Origin of the sequence: Bacillus sp. PDNC022 (genome assembly GCF_016919285.1) — a bacterium.
GTDB lineage: Bacteria > Bacillota > Bacilli > Bacillales > Bacillaceae > Bacillus > Bacillus safensis.
Window position 1 is genome coordinate 1,716,393 of record NZ_CP070345.1, and the last position, 21,621, is coordinate 1,738,013.

General features: G+C 41.7%; 22 protein-coding genes and 1 riboswitch. Of the genes, 5 read left to right on the forward strand and 17 right to left on the reverse strand.

The window, feature by feature from the left end:
• Positions 1-149 precede the first annotated feature (149 nt).
• From JVX94_RS09010 to JVX94_RS09065, 12 genes are all read right to left on the reverse strand, one after another.
• The gene (locus tag JVX94_RS09010; protein ID WP_008348517.1) at positions 150-329 is read right to left on the reverse strand and encodes a YjzC family protein; all 180 of its coding nucleotides are present in this window, start codon (positions 327-329) and stop codon (positions 150-152) included.
• Between the two features lie 102 nt (positions 330-431).
• Positions 432-1,382 carry an ornithine carbamoyltransferase gene (gene argF, locus JVX94_RS09015; protein ID WP_205185345.1) on the reverse strand — a complete coding sequence of 317 codons (951 nt, stop codon included), beginning with the start codon at positions 1,380-1,382 and terminating at the stop codon, positions 432-434.
• A complete protein-coding gene (locus tag JVX94_RS09020) occupies positions 1,379-4,459 on the reverse strand; it encodes a carbamoyl-phosphate synthase (glutamine-hydrolyzing) large subunit (RefSeq protein ID WP_205185349.1) in 3,081 nt (1,026 codons plus the stop codon). The genes argF and JVX94_RS09020 overlap by 4 nt, the downstream gene beginning before the upstream one ends.
• Positions 4,452-5,513, reverse strand: a complete 1,062-nt coding sequence (locus tag JVX94_RS09025; RefSeq protein ID WP_203129575.1) for a carbamoyl phosphate synthase small subunit — start codon at positions 5,511-5,513, stop codon at positions 4,452-4,454. Before JVX94_RS09025 ends, JVX94_RS09020 begins: the two co-directional genes overlap by 8 nt.
• Before the next feature lie 70 nt (positions 5,514-5,583).
• Positions 5,584-6,735, reverse strand: a complete 1,152-nt coding sequence (locus JVX94_RS09030) for an acetylornithine transaminase (RefSeq protein WP_144485530.1) — start codon at positions 6,733-6,735, stop codon at positions 5,584-5,586.
• Complete coding sequence (gene argB, locus JVX94_RS09035; RefSeq protein ID WP_024426496.1) at positions 6,732-7,508, reverse strand: acetylglutamate kinase; 777 nt, start codon at positions 7,506-7,508, stop codon at positions 6,732-6,734. The genes JVX94_RS09030 and argB overlap by 4 nt, the downstream gene beginning before the upstream one ends.
• Before the next feature lie 14 nt (positions 7,509-7,522).
• Entirely contained in the window at positions 7,523-8,743 is a 1,221-nt protein-coding gene (gene argJ / locus JVX94_RS09040; protein ID WP_205185351.1) for a bifunctional ornithine acetyltransferase/N-acetylglutamate synthase, read from the reverse strand.
• A gap of 22 nt (positions 8,744-8,765) precedes the next feature.
• Complete coding sequence (gene argC / locus JVX94_RS09045; RefSeq protein WP_205185353.1) at positions 8,766-9,803, reverse strand: N-acetyl-gamma-glutamyl-phosphate reductase; 1,038 nt, start codon at positions 9,801-9,803, stop codon at positions 8,766-8,768.
• A 137-nt stretch (positions 9,804-9,940) separates the two neighbouring features.
• A complete protein-coding gene (locus tag JVX94_RS09050; protein WP_024426499.1) occupies positions 9,941-10,489 on the reverse strand; it encodes an MFS transporter in 549 nt (182 codons plus the stop codon).
• Positions 10,486-11,931: an FAD-binding oxidoreductase gene (locus JVX94_RS09055; protein ID WP_205185354.1), complete on the reverse strand. Its 1,446-nt coding sequence runs from the start codon at positions 11,929-11,931 to the stop codon at positions 10,486-10,488. The genes JVX94_RS09050 and JVX94_RS09055 overlap by 4 nt, the downstream gene beginning before the upstream one ends.
• A 122-nt stretch (positions 11,932-12,053) precedes the next feature.
• Positions 12,054-12,362 carry a metal-sulfur cluster assembly factor gene (locus tag JVX94_RS09060; protein ID WP_024425066.1) on the reverse strand — a complete coding sequence of 103 codons (309 nt, stop codon included), beginning with the start codon at positions 12,360-12,362 and terminating at the stop codon, positions 12,054-12,056.
• A gap of 46 nt (positions 12,363-12,408) precedes the next feature.
• A complete protein-coding gene (locus JVX94_RS09065) occupies positions 12,409-13,194 on the reverse strand; it encodes an alpha/beta fold hydrolase (protein ID WP_024425067.1) in 786 nt (261 codons plus the stop codon).
• Positions 13,195-13,331: 137 nt separating this feature from the next.
• On the opposite strand from JVX94_RS09065, the gene JVX94_RS09070 reads away from it, so the two are divergent.
• From JVX94_RS09070 to JVX94_RS09080, 3 genes are all read left to right on the forward strand, one after another.
• Positions 13,332-14,144, forward strand: coding sequence for a Cof-type HAD-IIB family hydrolase (locus JVX94_RS09070; RefSeq protein WP_048238455.1), 813 nt, complete (start codon positions 13,332-13,334; stop codon positions 14,142-14,144).
• Between the two features lie 88 nt (positions 14,145-14,232).
• Positions 14,233-14,382 (forward strand): hypothetical protein, encoded by a 150-nt coding sequence (locus tag JVX94_RS09075; protein WP_024425069.1) that lies wholly within the window; start codon positions 14,233-14,235, stop codon positions 14,380-14,382.
• Positions 14,379-14,570: a DUF3813 domain-containing protein gene (locus JVX94_RS09080; protein WP_024425070.1), complete on the forward strand. Its 192-nt coding sequence runs from the start codon at positions 14,379-14,381 to the stop codon at positions 14,568-14,570. The genes JVX94_RS09075 and JVX94_RS09080 overlap by 4 nt, the downstream gene beginning before the upstream one ends.
• Positions 14,571-14,620: 50 nt before the next feature.
• On the opposite strand, the gene JVX94_RS09085 is transcribed toward JVX94_RS09080, so the two are convergent.
• Entirely contained in the window at positions 14,621-15,076 is a 456-nt protein-coding gene (locus tag JVX94_RS09085; RefSeq protein ID WP_073204681.1) for a BsuPI-related putative proteinase inhibitor, read from the reverse strand.
• Between the two features lie 14 nt (positions 15,077-15,090).
• Positions 15,091-15,933, reverse strand: a complete 843-nt coding sequence (locus tag JVX94_RS09090; protein ID WP_056766136.1) for a YitT family protein — start codon at positions 15,931-15,933, stop codon at positions 15,091-15,093.
• A 140-nt stretch (positions 15,934-16,073) separates the two neighbouring features.
• On the opposite strand from JVX94_RS09090, the gene JVX94_RS09095 reads away from it, so the two are divergent.
• Positions 16,074-16,931 carry a DegV family protein gene (locus tag JVX94_RS09095; RefSeq protein ID WP_111290115.1) on the forward strand — a complete coding sequence of 286 codons (858 nt, stop codon included), beginning with the start codon at positions 16,074-16,076 and terminating at the stop codon, positions 16,929-16,931.
• A 41-nt stretch (positions 16,932-16,972) separates the two neighbouring features.
• Here JVX94_RS09095 and JVX94_RS09100 read toward each other — a convergent pair whose 3' ends face one another.
• The 3 genes from JVX94_RS09100 to JVX94_RS09110 form a co-directional block, all read right to left on the reverse strand.
• Complete coding sequence (locus tag JVX94_RS09100; protein WP_205185355.1) at positions 16,973-18,622, reverse strand: methyl-accepting chemotaxis protein; 1,650 nt, start codon at positions 18,620-18,622, stop codon at positions 16,973-16,975.
• Complete coding sequence (locus tag JVX94_RS09105) at positions 18,619-19,596, reverse strand: BMP family lipoprotein (RefSeq protein ID WP_095408674.1); 978 nt, start codon at positions 19,594-19,596, stop codon at positions 18,619-18,621. Before JVX94_RS09105 ends, JVX94_RS09100 begins: the two co-directional genes overlap by 4 nt.
• Positions 19,597-19,841: 245 nt before the next feature.
• Positions 19,842-20,690, reverse strand: coding sequence for a CvfB family protein (locus JVX94_RS09110; protein ID WP_144470127.1), 849 nt, complete (start codon positions 20,688-20,690; stop codon positions 19,842-19,844).
• 237 nt (positions 20,691-20,927) lie between these two features.
• Here JVX94_RS09110 and JVX94_RS09115 point away from each other — a divergent pair, with 237 nt between their 5' ends.
• On the forward strand, positions 20,928-21,419 hold the full coding sequence (locus tag JVX94_RS09115) for a YajQ family cyclic di-GMP-binding protein (RefSeq protein WP_012009527.1): 492 nt from the start codon (positions 20,928-20,930) through the stop codon (positions 21,417-21,419).
• A gap of 81 nt (positions 21,420-21,500) precedes the next feature.
• Positions 21,501-21,619: riboswitch (SAM riboswitch) on the forward strand.
• Positions 21,620-21,621 lie beyond the last annotated feature (2 nt).

The following is a 21,621-nucleotide window of genomic DNA, read 5'->3' on the forward strand; positions in this document are numbered from 1 at the left end:
ATCCATCCACTTACATATTTTACCTTAATTTTTCTTTTTTTCATACTATTTATTTGAAAATTTGAACTTAATTGTTTTTTATTATAAAGAAAAAAGAGGCATGACACATGCCTCTAAAGTCTTATTCCTGCTGACTCTTAGTCAATTGCTTACGGCTTTCTTTGGTAGGTCCAAACACGATTATGGTTCGAGTTATCAGGAAAGACGTCGCCTGCTTTAAGCTTAATCTTTAAAGGATCTTTCACCATACTGCCAGTTTCGCCGATCTCGATATACACACCATTATTCGGTGCTTTATTCCCTGATTTAAACTGATGCTGCTGACCCATTTTCATCCTCCTTTCTCGATTGATGTTATTATGTCCCGTCCATTGCCTCTCCAATCCTTTATGCAAAAAGTCCCTGCTCATACGAGTCAGGGACACTTGGATTTATTTGGATGGTTGATACATAAGTTCTTTCATTAACGCTTTTTGCACATGCAGGCGGTTTTCTGCCTGTTGAAATACTTTTGAGTGCGGCCCGTCGATAATATCTGCCGTCACTTCTTCACCGCGATGAGCCGGAAGACAATGAAGGAAAATATAGTCCTTTGCTGCATGACTCATCAGCTCGTCATTGATTTGATATTCTTTAAATTCAGCAAGGCGTTTCTCTGTTTCTGCTTCCTGCCCCATGCTTGTAAACACATCTGAATAAATAACATCTGCATCTTGTACAGCTGCGACAGGATCTGTCGTCACGGTAACTTCTGCGCCTGATTGTTTCGCAAACTCACGGGCAGTGTCTGTGACTTCTTGAAGTGGTTCATAGCCTTTTGGTGATGCAACTGCAATGTCACAGCCTAACTGTGCACAGCCGATCATTAAGGAGTGTGCCACGTTATTTCCGTCACCAATATAGGCCACTTTGATTCCTTTTAAAGTACCTTTTGTTTCTTTAATGGTTAATAAATCTGCAAGGGCCTGACATGGATGTGAGTAGTCAGTTAATCCATTAATGACTGGAACAGACGCGTATTGTGCAAGCTCTTCAACCTTCTCATGCTCAAAGGTTCGAATCATAATGCCGTCTACATAACCAGAGAGCACCTGCGCTGTATCACTGATGGTTTCACCTCTGCCAATTTGCAAATCATTTGAGCTGAGGAAGAGCGCATGTCCTCCTAGCTGCGTCATCCCCGCTTCAAACGAGACGCGGGTTCTAGTCGAAGATTTTTCAAAGATCATCGCTAACGTTTTCCCTTTGAATAAATCTTGATATGGGTTTTGTTTCATTTCTTCTGCTTTTTCAATTAAATAAGCAATCTCATGGATTGAGAAATCTTTTAACGATAAAAAGTCTTTTCCGTATAATGTCGGTTGCACGTCAACTTGACTCATGCCGTCACTTCCTTTTTATATAATTCGTGGAGCGATACTGGTGAAACATCTCCATTTTTCCCTTGCAGGAATGCTTGAACAGTTTCATATTCGGTTAGGACTTGAACGCCGTGTGTGAGTGCTTTTACACGCTGCTCTTTTGCCTCTGCATCTTCTCCTAAATGAATATGAAGGGATTTATCTTCATTCTGCAGCCAGGATTCAAAGCTGCCAGTCCAGACGTCAAAGCCTGCATGCTTCGCTTCATCTATCAATTGCTCGCTGCCTTGTATAAAGAGGCTTCCTTTTTGCTTCCAGATCGGCGCAAACACTTTTTTCAAGGCGCTTTCGGCGTTCTTGCCTACACACATTCCTTCTCCTGTCGCTTTCATTTCAGGTGTCAGCTTGAGGTCGATATCTTGAATGGCATGTGATGAGAACACTGGGAATTTGACCGCTGTCCCCCCTTTGTTTTTCGTTGCAGGGTTTAGTTCTTCAAGCGACGCACCAGCTAATAATTGAGTGGCCATTGGGATCATATCAATGCCCATTACCTTACTGACGACTGGTACAGTCCGGCTTGCCCGCGGATTCACTTCTAATACAAGCGCCTGGTCACCTTTGATGACAAATTGGATATTCATAATGCCCTTGAACGATAATTTCTTCGCTATTTGTTCAGACGCGGTATGCACCTGCTGTTTAATGTCTTCACTGATTGAGATACTTGGTAAAATGGCAAAGCTGTCACCTGAGTGCACGCCCGCTTTTTCAATATGTTCTACGATGGTTGGAATGAACGCCTTTTTTCCGTCAGAAATAAGATCCACTTCAATTTCTTTTCCAGTGACGTACTCATCAATTAAGATTGGGTATGGTAAATGATCTGGCTGATCAAGCAGTGTCGCCAAATGTGCTTCTGACTGAACAACGATCATTCCCATTCCGCCAATGACATACGATGGGCGAATTAATACAGGGTAACCGATGCTTTTCGCATGTACGAGTGCTTCTTCTTTTGAATAAGCTGTATCTCCTTTTGCGTGAGGAAGGTTCAGTTCATCAAGAAGCTGATAGAATAAATCACGGTCTTCAAGTGCATCCAGTGTAGCAAAGGATGTACCTAACAACGTGACGCCGGCTTTTTCTAAGCCTTCTGCGACGTTGATCGCAGTCTGTCCGCCAAATTGGACAATGACAAAATCAATTTGTTCTGCTTCCACAACGTTTAAAATGTGCTCTAATGTAATCGGCTCAAAATATAAACGATCTGCAATCTCATAATCAGTACTGACTGTTTCTGGATTGTTGTTCATCATGATGGTTTCAAATCCAAGTTTTTGCAAGGTCAGAACGCCATGAACAGCACTATAATCAAACTCGACCCCCTGCCCGATTCGAATTGGGCCAGAGCCAATGATGAGTGCACGCTGTTTTGTTTTTTCTTGATGCTCACCATCGCTTTTGCCAAAGTAGGTGGAATAGAAGTAATTCGTTTTTGCATCAAATTCCGCCGCACATGTGTCAACAATTTTAAATGAAGCAGCAATCCCGTACTCTTGACGGAGCTGCCTGATTGACTCTTCCGTTTGACCCGTAAGAAGAGCAATCGTTTCATCAAGGAAGCCTTTTTCTTTTACCTTTTTCAAGGTATCTTTTGATAGCGCCCCCTTATGATCTTTCAATTCTTGTTCGAGCGTGATCATATTCTGGAACACATGTAAGAAGAATCGATCGATTTTCGTTGTTTGATGAATCGTTTCAACCGTTTCTTGTCTTGAAAGAAGCTCCATAACAGCGAAAAACCGGCGATCGTCTGGTGTTTTGATGAGTTCAAATAATTGTTCTGTCGATTGCTCTTTCAGTTCTGGCAGGTGGAAGCCCTTCGTTTTAATTTCAAGTGATGCAACCGCTTTTTGGATGGCTGACTCTAAATTCCGATCAATCGCCATAACTTCACCAGTGGCCTTCATTTTTGTGCCTAATTGACGGTCTGCCTGTTTAAATTTATCAAACGGCCAGCGCGGGAATTTGACGACAACATAATCTAGTGCCGGCTCAAAACTAGCATAGGTTGTACCTGTGAGCGGGTTTTTCAATTCGTCTAGTGTATAACCCACCGCAAGCTTAGCTGCCATTTTCGCAATCGGATAGCCTGTTGCTTTTGATGCAAGAGCAGAAGAACGGCTGACCCGAGGATTCACCTCAATGACAAAGTATTCTTTACTGAGTGGATCAAGGGCAAATTGGATGTTGCAGCCGCCGACTACATCCAGCGCTGAAATGATTTTCAAGCTCGCTGAACGGAGCATTTGATAATCCTGATCCGTTAATGTTTGGGAAGGTGCAACGACAATCGAGTCTCCTGTATGCACACCAACTGGATCAATATTTTCCATGTTACATACCGTGATACACGTATTTTGACGGTCTCTCATGACCTCATACTCGACTTCTTTAAAGCCAGCTATGCTTTTTTCAACTAAACACTGGTGAATCGGACTCGCTAAAAGAGCTCCTTCAATGAGCGGCTTAAACGCCTCTTCTGTTAGAGCGATTCCGCCGCCTTTACCGCCAAGTGTGTATGCTGGTCTTAGGATGACTGGGAAGCCGACTTCTTTTGCAAATTGAAGAGCATCTTCCGCATTATCCACAATTTCACTATCTGGCACAGGTTCGTTCAAATGCTTCATGAGAGCACGGAATTTCTCTCGATCTTCACCGTTTTCAATTGTTTCAACTGACGTTCCGAGCAGGGTCACCCCATGCTTTTTCAGCACACCGGCTTTTTCTAGCTCAACAGCAAGGTTTAAAGCAGTCTGTCCGCCAAGGTTGGCTAAAAGACCATCTGGTTTTTCCTTTTCAATAATTCTTGTCACTGAATCAACTGAAAGCGGTTCAAAATAGATTTCATCAGCAAATGACTCATCTGTCATAATGGTTGCTGGGTTATTATTCACTAAGATGACTTTGTAGCCTTCTTCTTTTAAGGCCATACATCCTTGTGTTCCTGAGTAATCAAATTCTGCTGCCTGACCAATGATGATTGGACCAGACCCGATGACTAGAATGGTTTGTATGCTTTGATCTTTAGGCATGTGCGACTTCTCTCCTTGCTTGTTTCACTTTCTCAATAAAATCATCAAATACCCATTCACTTTCAGCAGGCCCTGGGTGTGCTTCTGGATGAAATTGCACTGACATAATCAGCTTTTCTTTATGAATGAATCCTTCTACAGATCCATCATTGACATGAAGGAATTTCACGTCCACTTCTTTGTCATTCATGCTTTTTTCATTCACAACATAGCTGTGGTTTTGACTTGTCATAAAGACACGTTTGGATTCTGTATCCTGTACAGGATGATTCGCTCCCCGGTGGCCAAATGGAAGCTTATACGTATCCCCGCCAAGTGCAAGAGCGATTAATTGGTGACCTAAGCAGATCCCAAGTGTCGGAAATGTCATCATGATGTCATGAATTGTTTTTAAATATGGTGTCATGGTTTTCGGGTCTCCAGGTCCGTTTGAGAGCAGGATCGCATCCGGCTTAATCTCAAACACCTTTTCCATTTGTTTATATGGAATGACGGTTACTTTACAGCCGCGCGCTGCAAGCGAATCTGCAATTGATTTTTTAAAGCCAAAATCAATGAGCGCCACATGTTCCTCACCGCTGCCTTGTGTGTATATCTCGCTCTCTGTCACCTGTGCGACGACATTGTCTTGTTTCATTGCAGGCGGGGTTTCGTTTTCGTCAACACTGAGCACAGCGTTCATCGTTCCATTTGCCCGGATGTTTTGCACGACTGCTCGCGTATCTGTATGGGTCAGAAGTGGAATATTCCACTTTTGTAAATAATCTTTTAAGCTGACCGCTGCAAGATGATGTGAAAAATGCTCTGCTGCCTCGTAAACAACCACCGCTTTTACCTGTGGCTTTTTGCTCTCAAAGTCTTCATGATTGATGCCGTAATTTCCGATCAGCGGATATGTGAAAACAATGATCTGACCTTTATAGGAAGGATCTGTGAGTACCTCTTGATAACCTGTCATACCTGTAAAAAAGACCACTTCACCTGTGATGCCAGCTTCTCCTGTCAAATCTCCTTCAAAAGAGGCTCCATCTTCTAAATTTAAATAACCCTTCATGCTTATGTCACCCCAAAATTGAATAATTAATGATATAAATGCATTTTTATACGTTTATTTGTAAAAAAATTTATACCGAAACTGTTTTATTAGCTAATACTTGAACAATTGCTTCGATCGCCTGATCCAGCTCTGCTTTCTTCACATTCAGCGGAGGTAATAAACGAATGACATTCGGACCAGCTGGAAGCACCAGCAAACCTTGTTCTCTAAGAGCTGTGATATAGCCAGCGACTGGCTGATCACATTCAATACCTGCCATCAATCCTTTTCCCCGAACTTCTTTTACGATATTCAGCTGTTTGACATTTTGCAGCTTTTCTAACAGGTAATCGCCCTTTTCTTTTACTTCTGAAAGAAACTCTTCTTTGAAAATCACATCGAGTGTCGCATTCACAGCGGCCATGGCGAGCATGTTTCCACCAAATGTTGTGCCATGTGAACCTGGGGAGAATGCATCTCCTAACGCTTTTTTCCCTATGACTGCACCAACTGGAAAGCCATTTCCTAACCCTTTTGCCGCAGAGATAATATCAGGATCAAGACCCATCTCTTCGTACGCAAATGCTGTTCCTGTACGCCCGATGCCCGTTTGGATTTCATCTACAATCAGCAGTGCTTCATGCTTTTTACAAAATGCTTGAACGGCTTCTAGAAATTCTGGTGTCGCTGGATTCACTCCACCTTCACCTTGCACAACCTCCAGCATCACCGCTGCAACATCATCGACTTCACACGCTGACATCGCATCTGGATCATTAAATGGTACGTAGTGAAAGCCTTCTAGCATAGGACCAAAGCCAGTTTTGATTTTATCTTGACCTGTGGCAGCCATACCAGCATACGTGCGCCCATGGAAAGAGTGCAAAAATGTGACGATATTTGTTTTCCCTGTCGCTTTACGTGCTAATTTAATGGCACCTTCATTTGCCTCTGCCCCGCTATTGCAGAAAAACACGAGATCCCCTGAACTGTTTGCTGCCAGCTTTTCTGCTGCTTTTTCTTGCAGTCCATTTTCAAATAGATTTGATACATGCCAGACGTGGTCAAGCTGTTCCTTAATGGCTTCATTGACCTTTGGGTGATTGTGGCCTAAATTTGTAACCGCAATGCCTTGTATAAAGTCTAAATATTTTTTTCCATTTGTATCGACTGCCCAAGAACCTGCTGCCTCTTTAATTTCAACATTCCACCGTCCATAAGTTTGAAAGAGATGACTCACAGGACCGCCTCCTTTTGTTTCACGATTCTTGTTCCTTTAAAGGTTTCTCCTGTAAAGATACTGCCTTTGCCATTTACGATCATCACTTCATCCACATCACCTGATAAAGCACTCAAAGCGGATTGTACTTTCGGAATCATTCCCCCGGAAATAATGCCTTCATCAATGAGTGAAAGGGCTTCTTGTTCTGTGACGACATCTAATAGTTCACCATTTTTCAAAATGCCTTCAACATCTGTGACAAACATGAGCTTATCAGCCTTCATGGCTCCGGCGACAGCTGATGCTGCTAAATCGGCATTCACATTTAACGTTTGGCATTCTTCCGTCATAGACAGCGGCGCAATCACAGGAATGAATTGTTTTTCCATGAGTGCTTCTGCCATCTCTGGATGAACTTCTTTGATTTCGCCAACGTACCCGTAAACATCTTGATCTAGGAAATCGGCGACAAGCATCTGTCCATCTTTACCGGAAACGCCGACAGATGAAATATCATGCTTTGCGAGCTCTGACACAAAGTATTTATTGACCGTTCCCGAGAGAACCATTTCGGCTACCTCTAACACAGGCTTCGTTGTTTTACGCTGCCCGTCAACAAATTCTGTTTTAACTTCTAATTTTTGCAGCATATTGGTGATTTCAGGTCCTCCGCCATGCACGATAGCCAGTTTAAATCCAGCGGCTTGAAGTGAGCGGACATTTTCATAAAAGGTATCTGAAAGTTCTCGAATGACACTGCCTCCACACTTGAACACGATCGTTTTATTCATGTCTATCTCCTTCTTTATGTGCGATAGCTCGCGTTAATTTTCACATAATCATAGGTAAGGTCACAGCCCCATGCTGCTGCTTCACCATTCCCCTCACTCATTTGAATGAAAATCGTAATCTCATCCTGCTCTAGATATGCTTTTGCTTCCTCTTCTGAGAATGGCTGCGGTTCATTGTGTTTGAACAAACATTGTCCGCCTAAATAGACTTCTACCTCTTTCGGTGTGACGGAAGCTGCGCTATGACCAATCGCTCCAACGATTCGGCCCCAGTTGGCATCTGTACCATATACAGCAGTTTTGACAAGACTTGAACCAACGATTTTTTTCGCAATGATGCCGGCTTCCAAGTTATTTTTAGCGCCAGTGACCTTTGCTTCAATTAATTTGGTTGCGCCTTCTCCATCTCTCGCAATCTCTTTGGCTAAATCCTCGCAAGCTAGTTTTAATCCTTCTTTAAACAATGGCCATTCTGGATGCTCTTCATTCAGCACATCGTTTTCTGCCATTCCATTTGCCATCACAAGCACCATATCGTTTGTCGAAGTTTCTCCGTCGACGGTAATTTGATTAAAGGTCACATCCGTAATGTCACGAAGCGCTTGCTGTAAGGCTTCCTGTTCGACATTTGCATCTGTTGTGACAAAGCCAAGCATTGTCGCCATGTTCGGGTGAATCATGCCAGAGCCTTTTGCTGCGCCTGAAATGAGGATCTCTTTTCCGTCTATCGTAAGGGTGTATGTTGTATTTTTAATGACAGTATCTGTCGTTAAGATCGCTTCTTCAAAATGGCCTTTTTCGGCTTTTGCTTCTTTTAACTCGGCGATGCCCTTTTTGATTTTATCCATCTCCAGACATTCTCCAATGACACCAGTAGAAGAAACCGCAATGTAATCGGGTGCTACACCTAACATGTCTGCACAGGCTGCCTGCATGTCGTATGCATCTTTTAATCCCTGCTCACCAGTACATGCATTGGCGATGGCACTATTGACAATGACACCTTTTAATTGTCCTGTCTTTTTTAAGCTTTGTTGTGTGACTTTGAGAGGCGCAGCTTGAAAGTGACTTTGTGTGTAGACCGCTGCACTTGCTGCTGGTACTTCGCTGATAATGAGACCAAGGTCTTTTTTTGAATAGCGCAAGCCAATGTGAATCCCCTTCGCTTCAAAGCCTTTTGGTGATGATACGTCACCGTCTATTTTGACAATGCTTTTTTCATTCAATTCAATCATGTTTGTTGTCTCCCCTGTTCTCTTATGGATAAAGAGGTGTCATTGTGAGGCCCGCCTCTTCATGTAAGCCTTTGATAATGTTGAAGTTTTGAACCGCTTGGCCGGCAGCGCCTTTCATAAGATTGTCTATGACCGACACGATTGTAAGTCTCCCTGTTCGTTCATCTAAATGAAAGCCAATGTCACAGAAGTTACTGCCGTATACTTCTTTCGTTTGTGGATAAATTCCGTGATCTCTCACTCTGACAAAATAGGAATCTTCATAAAAGCCTTTCATTCGCTTCATCAATTCTTCTTTTGTGATATCTGATTTTAATTGTGTATACATCGTCGCCATAATTCCTCTTGTCATCGGGACAAGATGCGTTGAAAATGTGACGTTCGCCGTTTGCGGGTTCCATTCTCTTAATATTTGCTCTATTTCTGGCGTATGCTGATGCTCATTCACCTTATAAATTTTAAAGTTATCGTTTAGTTCTGAAAAATGCGTTCCAAGTGAGGCAGATCGTCCGGCACCGGACACCCCTGTTTTTGCATCTATTATAATCATGGATTCATCGATGACATTCTGTTTGATGAGCGGCGCTAAACCGAGAAGAACTGCGGTAGGAAAGCAGCCCGGATTGGCAATCACTTCAGCCTGTTGAATTTTGTCACGATTCAGTTCGGATAAACCGTACACCGCTTGTTGAACAGATGCTTCATCCGCTGCCCTTCGTTTATACCAAGCTTCATAGGTTGCTCCATCTTGAATGCGCAAATCACCTGATAAATCAATGATCGGCACTCCTTGATTCATAAGCTTTGGCGTCAGTTCACTTGATACGCCTGCTGGTGTTGCTAAAAACACAGCATCTGTCTCTTGCACAATGGCAGCCGGGTCAATGGCTTTTAATGTTTGGTCAGTCATGTTTGTCAGATGCGGATAAGATTGACTGTATGATTGCCCATCACCACTTGATGAATACAATATACATTCCTCCACATGCGGGTGATGCTTGAAGATACGAACCAATTCCACACCACCGTACCCTGTAGCACCTATAATACCTATTTTCAACGTCAATACACCCTCTTGATCTTTGTGAAATTATTTAACATTATAACATGTATAAAAATTAATTCAATTGTATATTTAATATTTGTTTTCATTTTTTTTCAACAAAAAAACCGCATATCTTCATGAGACATGCGGATTTATCTTTCGTTTTTGATATAGATGACCATGAGCGCACTGCATAAATATAATATAGAGCTTGCATAAAAAATGAAGTAAACGGTAAAGAAATCAGCAAACAGACCGCCAAGCATAATGGCGATGGATGAAAAAAGGGCTGTCCAAAAATGATAGTGCCCGACTTCTTTCATTCTTTTGTTCTCTGTTGTGAGGTCCGTGACGAGCAGTTTCTCTCCGTGCTTTTGAAAGCCTCCCAGCGCACCAAGTGCAAGCTGAATGATATATACTTGCTCCACTTCTGTTATATGCGGAAAAAGCAGCAAAAGAAACGCCATACCGAACGAATGAATGATTAAAAAGAGCCGCCTGTCTGTGGTTTCTGGCAGTTTCCCTAATAGTAAATGAATAAACGCACCGCTTAAACCAAACAGACCATAGGCGAGACCAAACTGTGAATAGCTTGATCCAACATTTTTAATAAAAAGAATGTAAAAAGGAAATATCAAACTGCTGGCGAAAAACAGCAGACTTTGTGAGTAGACGAACCATTTCATTGCTTTTGCATTCATTGTGTATTGTACCTCTCATAAAAGTAGTTGGTAAATGTACCATCTGGATCTGCTTGTTTTTTCTTTTGGAAGAATACATCGGTTTTAGGGTAAGCCCTCTTCATTTGCGCCTTCGTTTGATAAGGCATGTACGGTAAGTAATAGCTTCCCTCGTGCCGCAGCGTGATATCTGTCATTTTTCGAATGATCCGCTCTGCTTCCGCTTTCTCTTCTTTTTCAAACCCGTAATTCACTAAAAGCACAAGGGCAAACATATCTTGTTTCGCATATGAGAGATCCGCTTTTTCATTTTTTTGAACGTAGCGTATTGTGATATTCATTAGATTCAAATCTTCCTGTTGTAAAAAGGCTCTCATGTCATCGATGTACGCACGAAAACGGTCAACTGGGACGAAATATTCCTGCAGCACATCTGTGTCTGAATCATTTTCATATTCCAAAAAGGCAGAATCAGACCGCATCACATTGTTTCTTGTGATCAGCTGATCATTTTGACTTAGGAAATACTTCTTTTGCAAATTCCAGAGCAGATCTTTCCCCATATCAAATCTCCTTGAAAGGCCGAGCATAAATTTCAAAGGCATGACGAGTTGATCTTCTTTCAGTTCTTGATATGATGCGATCCCTTGTTGTGAAGTGAGGGAATAATTCGTCACATACATTTCTTTCAAAAAGTTTGTTTTCGCTGTTGAGATTCTGGCAAGATGCATGCGTACTTCTTTATTGTGTTTGACATGCTTTTGAAAATAATCCGTATACTCATCGTAATTGAGAGAGGTTGTCTCCATTTTATATAGTTCATCTTTTGTTAAAGAAAGCTCAACATCTAAAATGACGCCGAACAAACCGTATCCCCCAATGACCGCAGAAAACAAATCATCGCCTGGTTTTACTGTGATAATCTCCCCATCTGCTTTTAAAAGCCTAAAGGAACGTACTGTATCAATGAGTGACCCGTAGCGAATGTCACGTCCATGTGCGTTTGCACTTAAAGATCCGCCAATTGTAAAGATATTTTGCGATTGCATCACCTTCACAGCAAGACCATAAGGGTTCACATATTTTTGTATATCATCCCATGTAGCGCCGCTTTGAACCCGAATCGTTTTCTTTTTTGGATCAAACGCTAAAATCTGGCGGAATTCCGTCATATCGAGCACGATGCCGTTTTCATAATATGTGTGACCGCCCATGCTATGCTGTTTGCCGGCAATAGAAATCGGCAGGTTTTTTGCTTTTGCTTCTTTTAATACTTCTTTTAACGTGTCAATTTCTTTCCCTTGAACAACTTTTTTGATTTTGACAGGCATGAGATGACTGACATCTGTAAAAGCCTCAAGATCCTGTTTATTGTGCGCCTTGCCTTCTCGTATGGTGATTGATGCACAAAATGCAGCAGCATATACGATCAAAAGAACGATCCATAGCCATTTTCGTTTCATGATAGGTACTCCGTTCTATAAAATTACATCCATTATATCAAGCTACTCTCTTCCTCCACCTTAATTTTTCATAAAAAAACCTGGCATGAGTTCAACTCATACCAGGCATTTTTCATTTTTGCTTATTGAATACCGAGCGCGATTTTTGCGTATCTTGACATTTTGTCTCGTGTCCAAGGCGGATTCCATACGATGTGAACTTCTGTTTCTTTTACTTCTGGAAGGTCACTTAATGCTTTTTTGACTTCATCCACGATAATTGGTGCAAGAGGACAACCCATTGATGTTAAGGTCATGGTGATATCCGCTTTTCCATTCTCATCTAGATCGACATCATAGACAAGCCCAAGGTTGACGATGTCGACATTTAGTTCAGGGTCAATCACCTGTTCTAGGGCGCCTAAAATATTTTCTTTCAATGCTTCATCCATGATATCCACTCCTTTTTCCATTAGTATAACGTACTTTTTCTTTTGACTAAACGTTTGTGCTTTTCAGATGTGTCACAAACCAATCAATCGTTTCAAACATCGCTTGTCTTGAGACCTTATGTCCAGCTTGTCCATCAGTGATAAAACGAATCAGATGCGGGTCCTGCTTATATTGTGTAGCCGCTAACTCATCATATAGAGATTTTGCGTGCCGGTAAGGGACGACAGGATCGTTTTCTGCATGCCAGAATAACAGCGGTCTTTTGTTTAATCGATCCGTTTGCAGCGTTAAATCATATGGGCGCAGGGCGTCTAATTGCAGATGAACCTCTTCGTCTGTAATATCTTTCATTAACCCTTTGTGACGCATGTCCATGATTTGTGCTTTTAGAAACGTCGTATAGTTTGGACTTCCCATCAAGCTGACAGCGGCTTTGATCCAATCATGCTTGGCAAGTGCACCAAAGGTGGTGATGCCGCCCATGGAAGTACCCGCAACGCCTATCAGATCAGCTTCAATCAATTGTTTTTCTTGAAAGTATGTTTTGAGTATATCGATTTCACGAATTTCGTTCAGGACAATTTCCCAGAACTTTGATGCCAGTTCCTCTAAGCTGAGGTTTTCTGACCTTACACCATGATAAGCACAGTCAGGCAAAATGACTCTCATGCCTTTTTCCGCCAAATGGAAGGCGAAGTGTAAATTATGCTCGCGTGCACTTGTAAATCCGTGAATAAAAAATACAAGCGGCAGCGGTTTGTCTTTATTTTCAGCTTTTACGATATGTAAAAATGGAATATCGCGCGTAATTTGCTCATCAATGGTGATCACAGCCTATGAATCCTCCTTTATCATTCCCGTCTTTGTTTATTTTAACATGTAGACAACAAAGATGTGATAAAGATACACTATAGATAGAGGCGCTAACATGAATTGCCTCCTATCACTTACAGATCAAAGGAGATTTTATGGAGACTAAACCTTATCTAATCGCACTTGACCTGGATGGCACATTATTAAAAGATGATAAAACCATTTCTGCGCATACACTTGACGTCATTCGAAAAGTGAGAGACAGCGGGCATCACGTCTGTATATCAACAGGCCGGCCATTTCGATCCAGCTCTCCTTATTATCAGCAATTACAGCTTGATTCACCCATTGTGAATTTTAACGGAGCGTTTGTCCATCATCCTCTTGATGAAAAATGGGGCAGATTTCATACGTCACTTGATCTTCAAGTGGTCAAACAGCTTGTAGACATTAGTGAAGAGTATAAAGTGCACAATGTGTTAGCTGAAGTATTAGACGATTTGTATTTCCATTATCATGATGAAAAACTCATTGATATATTTAATATGAATGCAAACAAAGTCACCGTTGGGGACCTTAGGGACAACCTTGGGGAGAATGTGACGAGCGTGTTAATTCATGCAAAAGAAGAGGACGTCGGAGCCATTCGAAGCTATTTATCAGATGTTCATGCAGAAGTGATTGATCACAGGCGCTGGGCTGCCCCGTGGCACGTGATTGAAATCATTAAAACTGGCATGAATAAAGCCGTTGGACTGCAAAAGATCAGTGATTATTACGGCGTTCCTAAGGAGCGGATTGTCGCATTCGGAGATGAAGACAATGATTTAGAAATGCTTGAATTTGCTGGATGCGGTGTGGCAATGGGCAACGGAATTGATGCCGTGAAACGTGTCTCAAATGAAGTCACTGATACAAATGAACAAGATGGGATTGCAAAGTTTCTAACGAATTACTTCTCGCTTTAATTTTTCCATTCATACATAGCAGATGGAAGCGGGCATACTACCGTTAGACAGGTTGTCCTGTCAGCTTGTGTAAAGGGGCGGATTCCGAATGGGTAAAAGAAGCAAATCGAAACGCTTTATACAACAAGGTAAAGATTCAGTCAGTCTTCATGACGCGCGCTTTCCTTATCGTTCGACACTTGAAGAAGCGTCAGACAGAGGAAATATGAAGACTGATGCTTCTGGAGGTTCATTGTGAGAAACGAACTTTTTGATCAAGCCAAATCGTTTACTGAAGAAGCTCTTACTTCTTCATTTTCATCTGGGTTAGAGCGTCAGCAGGCAGTGAAACGGGCGAAAAACGCCGTATCGTCTGCATTTGCCAATTCGACAGATGCAGAAAGAAACCAGCTGCATACCTTCCAAGACTTGCTTGATGATCTCTAACATAAAAAAGCTGTCCACATTAGATGGACAGCTTTTTCTAATTCCTGCACTTATTTGACTTGGAACGTTTTCTTCTCCGTGATTTGTTTCAGCCCTTCTGCTTTTCCTTTAAACGTCACGACTGCTTCGTACGTTCCGGGCTTTACACCGTTTGACCACGTATCTTGAAAATCATAGGCCTCGCCTTTTTTCAGTACAAAAGATTGGATGGCCTGTGTGAACATACGGTCTTTCGAATAGCGGTATTGTTCATTTCCGTTTTCGTCATACACACTAAGTTCGAATTTTTGGCTAGTGTTAAAAGTAAATTCAATATCTCGATCTGATTCATTTTTCAGTGACATGTTAAATTGAACTGAAGAACCTTTCTGGACGGGGTCTACTGTGAGCTCAACCGTTTTTTCTCCCATTTGACCGGATACCTCCTTGTCTGGTTCATCCTTTTTTTGTTGTCCACAAGCGGCTAAAAGCAATAGAATGAGAAGAAGCACCAACCCTTTTTTCATCTGCTACCCACCTTTTAATCTCGTCTGAAAAATCCAAGAATATTGGTTGTCTGCACAATATTTGTAAAGGCTTTTGGATCGACTTCTTTAATAATTTGTTCAAGTTCATACAGTTCATACCTTGTAATAACGATCACCATCATTTCCTTTGGCTCGTTGGTGAATGCGCCTTTTGCAGGTACAGTTGTAATGCCTCTGACCATTTTTCCATAAATGGCTTCTTTGATTTCATCTGCTTTCTTCGTGACAATCATCGCGGTCAGCTTCTCATGTCTTGTATGGATGGCATCAATGACCCTTGTGGTCACATATAATGTGACAAGGGTATATAATGCTTTCTCCCAACCTTGTAATAATCCTGCTGTAAAAATGATGATTCCATTTAAAATGAAGAAATACGTGCCAACTGGTTTATCCTTCCATTTCGCTAAAACCATAGCAACAATGTCGAGTCCGCCTGTCGATGCCCCGTATTTGAGCGTGATCCCAATCCCTACTGCGGATATGACACCGCCAAACACAGCATTTAATAAAATATCGTGGGAAACACTCGTTTCTGGTAAAATACCGAGGAAAATGGTCGTCAGCGCAACACTGATGATGCTGTACAAAGTAAAGGAACGGCCAACTTTCATCCAGCCTAAAATGCCGACTGGAATGTTTAAAATAAATAATAGAATCCCTGTTGATACATAAAATGGCGCATATTGATCGATTAAGCTGGATAACAGCTGGGCTACCCCTGTAAAACCGCTCGCATATACGTCAGCTGGGATTAAGAATAAATTTAGTCCAATCGCATTGAGTAATGCACCAATAACGACGACAATGAGTTTTTTTGCTTCTCCAATGAACATGTTGTCATTCCTCCACTTACCATTCTCTCTATGGTTTTCCCTAAAATTTAGAATTTGAACACGAAAAGATGATTTCTATGATATAGTTAGGCTAAAAAGATGTAAAATATGGCTTATTTTTTTAGAAAGAAGGGATTTATATGACTGTTCATATCATAGCAGACAGTGCTGCTGATCTGCCTCTTTCTTATTATGATGAACATAACATAACGCTCATTCCGCTCCGCGTCTTGCTTGGCGAGCAGGAATTTGAGGATTTGATCACCATTGAACCAAAACAAGTATTTGATGCGATGAGACAAGGAGCCAGTCCAAAAACATCACAGGCTTCACCAAACCGAATCAAGGAAACGTTTGTTTCTGCCGCTCAAACCCATACATCTGCCATCTATGTCGCTTTTTCATCAGAGCTTTCAGGTACATATCAGACAGCTGTGATGATGGCAAATGAAGTGAAGGAAGAATACCCTGATTTTGATTTACGAATCATTGATTCTAAATGCGCTTCACTCGGCTACGGGCTTGCTGTCAAACACGCTCAATCACTTGCCATTGACGGAAATACAATACAAGAAATTGAAACGTCTGTAAAGCATTTTTGTGAATCTTTACAACATATTTTTACTGTAGACGATTTAACGTATTTAGCAAGAGGCGGAAGAATCAGTAAAGCGTCCGCATTTGTTGGCGGTTTGTTAAGCATTAAACCCATATTACATGTCGAAGATGGAAAACTCATCCCGCTAGAAAAAATCCGCGGACGTAAAAAGCTGCTGAAACGCATTATTGAACTAATGAAAGAACGCGGAACGGATTGGTCGAACCAAACGGTTGGCATTAGTCATGGTGATGATCCTGCACTGGCAGAAGACATGAAACAACTGATTGAAGACGAATTTCATCCAAAGGAAATTGATATTCAGATCATCGGTGCCGCTGTTGGGTCCCATTCTGGACCTAGTACCCTTGCGATCTTTTTTACAGGCAAACGATCATAAAAAGCACCCTTCCCTGACACAACACGGGAAGGGTGCTTTTCTTATGACAGTTTAAATCGCTGGACGGTTTCATTTAACCTCGCCGTCATACTCATCAATTCTTCGACCTGTTTGTTCATTTGATGGAATGATTGCAGCTGTTCATTGGCTGAGGCAGAAATTTCTTCGCTGCCAGCTGCTGTTTCTTCTACAACTGCACTAATATTTTCAATCGAGTGCAGCACTTGTCCGCCAAGTTCTGTTGATTGCATAATTTGGTCATTTAAGACCGCCATTTCTTGTTTAATATGCTGCGCTTTTATTTCTATATCTTCAAAGGAGTGTGAGGTTTTGTCCATCGCATCCTGCTGCTGAAATGAAAGCTTGACCCCTTCTTGAACAGTTTGACTAATGGATTGAATGCCTCTTTCAATATGGCTGACCATGTCAAAGATTTGTCTTGTTGCATTAGACGATTCATCGGCAAGCTTACGAATTTCATCTGCTACAACGGCAAAGCCTTTTCCAGCTTCGCCGGCTCTTGCCGCTTCAATGGCTGCGTTTAAGGAAAGCAGGTTTGTTTGGTCCGCAATGTCAGAAACCGTTTTGGCCATGGCCGAGATTCCGCTGGCGTATTGCGTGAATTCTCCTGCTGACTCTTCGATTTGTCTCGTGGCATGTGTATTTTTTTCAATCGCTTTTTTTGTTTCTGTTAACGTGTGCTTTCCGCTTTCTACGGCTTCAATGGCATCCTCTGTACTGCGGATGACCGTTTGTGAGCGTTCGGAATTTTTACGTCCATGCTGGTCCATTTTCTCAATCAAGCTGACGCCGTGCTGGAGATCTTCTGAAATCGCTTGTGACCCATTTGCCATTTCATCTGTTGAGACAGATACTTGATTCGCAGATTCCATCATCTTTTTGTTTTCATCATTCAGGTGGATCGAGAATGTCTCTACTCGGCTTGAGACATTGCTGATTTCTTTAATCAGACTAATCAGCTGATCTGTCATTTGATTAAAGGATTCATTCAAGCCGCCGATTTCATCCTTACGCTGAATATCCATCCGCTCCACAGCAAGATTGCCTTCTGCGATCTGCTTTGCTCTGTAAGATAATGATTTGATGGGGGTCACGATGGATCGCGTTAGTCCAATATTCAAAAAGACGGCAATCACAATCAATGTGAGGGCTGAGATGAGTGCACTTGTGATAATCCATTGCACATTGTCTGCTGCATTCTCTAGATTTTGTTTATACGCTTCTTCTGCTCTTTTATTCATCGTATGCACATCATTTAAAACGCCATCAATTCTTGCTGCCACACGTCTTGCATCCGAGGCGTTTTTTTCACCAATGGCATTGTTTGCTTCTTTGATCCACGTTTCATATTTTGAATTTAACCTTGTTAATGCCTCTTTGTTCATATTTCCTGCATGTTTGTTTAACGTTTGCAGCTGTTTTTTTGCTGTAGAAATATTGTTTTGAACGATCTCTAGCTGTTCATCTGAGAGTGTCATCGAATAATTGGTCATGGCTTGCTCGACACTTTCAAAGCCTGCCTTCGTTTTTTGTACATTTAATAAGGTTTGGACATCTGTCTCATTTGATGATTGGATCTTTGTCATGCTGACAATGATAAAGGCGATAACGCCAACTGCTAAAAGAAGTGAGATAAGTGAATTGAGTAAAATTTTGACGCGTAAGCTCATGATGCGCCTCCCTCTTCTTTTAGAAGCGTCTGTTTCAGCCCATTTAATTTTTTAGTCAATGTCTCAGCATTTTTCAAAATCCGGATTTTTGCCATATCGATTCCATCATTGCTTAAGTCATAGACAACATGCCCGCTTTTCATTTCATTGTTCTTTACGAGCTGTTCGCTGAATTGATAGACCACTTCATCGACTTTTTTCACCATAGACGAAATGACCGCTTTTTCAGCAGTATAGTACTGATCGCTGTCTACTCCAATGGCATATTTGCCCTGTGATTGCGCTTCTTTTAATACGCCGACACCTGAATAGCCAGCTGCGGCATATAAAACGTCAGCTTTCTTTTTGATCATGTCTTTGGCTATTTTACCGCCCTTGCCTGCATCACTAAATGTGCCTGCATAGGTGGATAAGATCTTGATTTTCGGATTGACTGATTTGGCGCCTTTTTGAAATCCTTTTTCAAAACGATGGATGACATCTGCATCAACACCACCAACAAATCCAATGACATCACTTTTCGTTGTCATCGCAGCAAGCGCACCCGCTAAATAGCTGCCTTGCTCTTCTTTAAACGTCACAGAGGTCACATTTTTCAGCTCAGATACGGCATCAATAAGCAGGAACTGCTTCTTCGGATATTTCTTTGCGACTTTTTCTAGGTCTTCTTGCATACTGAAACCTACACCGATGATGAGATCATTGCCCTCTTTGACGAGCTCTGTCAGCCCTTTTTCATATGTATCAGTTTCTGCAATTTCTCTATAATCAAATTCAATGCCAAGCTCATCACGTGCTTTTTCTAATCCTTTAAATGATGAATCGTTAAATGATTGATCACCAAGACCATCATCTGTGAGCATAACGCCAATATGCTTCGCAGTTGATTTTGGCGCCCCCTCCTGTTGATTACCGCATGCGGCGAGCATCATAAGCATAGCTGCCATCAGAAGTAATGAAATCTTCACTTTCATCCAAAAACACACTCCTTTTATCATCCTTACTCCTTTTTTATCGGATTTGAGGGTCGTTGTTTCAATGGTATAGTGAAGGTTTTTCATGACTTTTTTCATAGAAAAAATCCATTATTTAAGACAAATATAAAAAAGGATAAAATCATGATGATTTTATCCCTTTTTCTTCTTTTCAGCGTGATTTGAAAACCCTTTGAAGTCTAGCGCACAAGTCTGCGGACGAATGCGGGGTTTGCTTCAGGTGCTCACTTTTTCTCGTATGTCCAGCCTTCTTTTTGGTAGACTAGACCGTTTTTCATCAAATGACCTAATGCCCGTTTAAAGGCTGCCTTGCTCATTTGGAATCGTTCGCGGATGTCTTCTGGATCGCTTTTATCTCCATAAGGCATAGCACCATTTCTCGTTCTCATATAAGTTAAGATTTCTTCCGCATCAACAGATAACGCTTCCTGTTTTCTAGGAAGCAGAGAAACGTTTACGGTTCCATCCTCTTTCACTGCAATGACGCGTCCTGTAACGGTCGATCCTAATCTTGGCTCTTCCTTTCGTTCCGTGCGGTGGATAAACCCACGCACGCCTGTATCTGTCAGCATAAAAGAACCTGTCGCAATTAAGCGATAAATTGTTCCAGTGATTTCTTTGTTCATTAAGGTTTCTGGTGCCTCAGTAAACAATTCACTGATCACATCTTCTGTGGCTGGTTTTGCGAACATTCTGCCGTAGCTTGTGACTTTCAGCATACAGTAGAGTTTGTCTCCTTTTTTCGGCCATGCTTCCTCAAAAGGCGGGAGGTGTTCTGTTGCAACAAGTGCATCCTTTGACAGTCCAACATCAACAAATGCACCCATGTCTTCTACCACATCCACGACTTCTACCCAGTCGTATGTATTCGCGTTAATTGTAGGTATTTTCATCGTGGCAGCAAGTCTTTCTTCATGATCTACATATAAGTAGACCTCTACTTCATCTCGGTCACCAATATCTTCTGTCATTTCACTGCGATGTAAGAGGACCGAATCTTCACCGTCTGTCAAAAAGTAGCCGTATTCCATTTCGTTCTCTATTTGCAAGGTCAGTTGCTCACCTGGTCTCATGTTCTCTTCCTTCCTATCTGCCCATAAAAGAGCGTTCGTTCATCTTTTGATTCACTCTATTCTACTATACTTCTCCCCGCATGAACATCTCTAGTTCTGTTAGCTAAAGTGGACAAATTGGACACGATTTATACCGCAGCCGGCTGAACTCTTTGGCTCATCTCTTCGATAAAGTTTCTTCTTCTCCTATTGGCATGATAAAATAGACGCAATATCAATACTTGGAGGTCATGTGCTATGGCAAAAGAAAGCTCATTTGACATTGTTTCGAAGGTTGAACTGCCTGAGGTGCAAAACGCTGTTCAAGCAGCACTGAAAGAAATTAAAAACCGTTATGATTTTAAAGGAAGTAAAAGTGATATTTCTCTCGAAAAAGAAGAGCTCGTTCTCATCTCTGATGATGACTTCAAACTTGAGCAGCTAAAAGATGTGCTTGTGACAAAGCTGATCAAACGAAATGTTCCAACTAAAAACATTGATTACGGAAAAACCGAGCATGCCCTTGGCGGTACAGTACGCCAGCGTGCGAAGCTGATCAGCGGGATTGATCAAGACAACGCCAAAAAGATCAACGCCCTCATCAAGCAATCTGGCATTAAAGTGAAATCACAATTTCAGGATGACCAAGTGCGTGTGACAGGGAAAAATAAAGATGATTTACAAGAGGTGATTTCTCTTATGCGCAAGGCTGATTTGCCGATTGATGTCCAATTTATAAATTTTCGATAAATTTCAAATTTTCCATTGATTATTTCTGCATTTTTCGTTACAGTTGATGGAAGTTCAATTCATTGACATGTTCATATTGCTTTCTTATCAAGAGAGGCAGAGGGACTGGCCCTGTGAAGCCTCAGCAACCGGTGTAGTAGAAATCTATTTTCTATGACCAAGGTGCTAAATCCAGCAAGCAACTGCTTGGAAGATAAGGAGA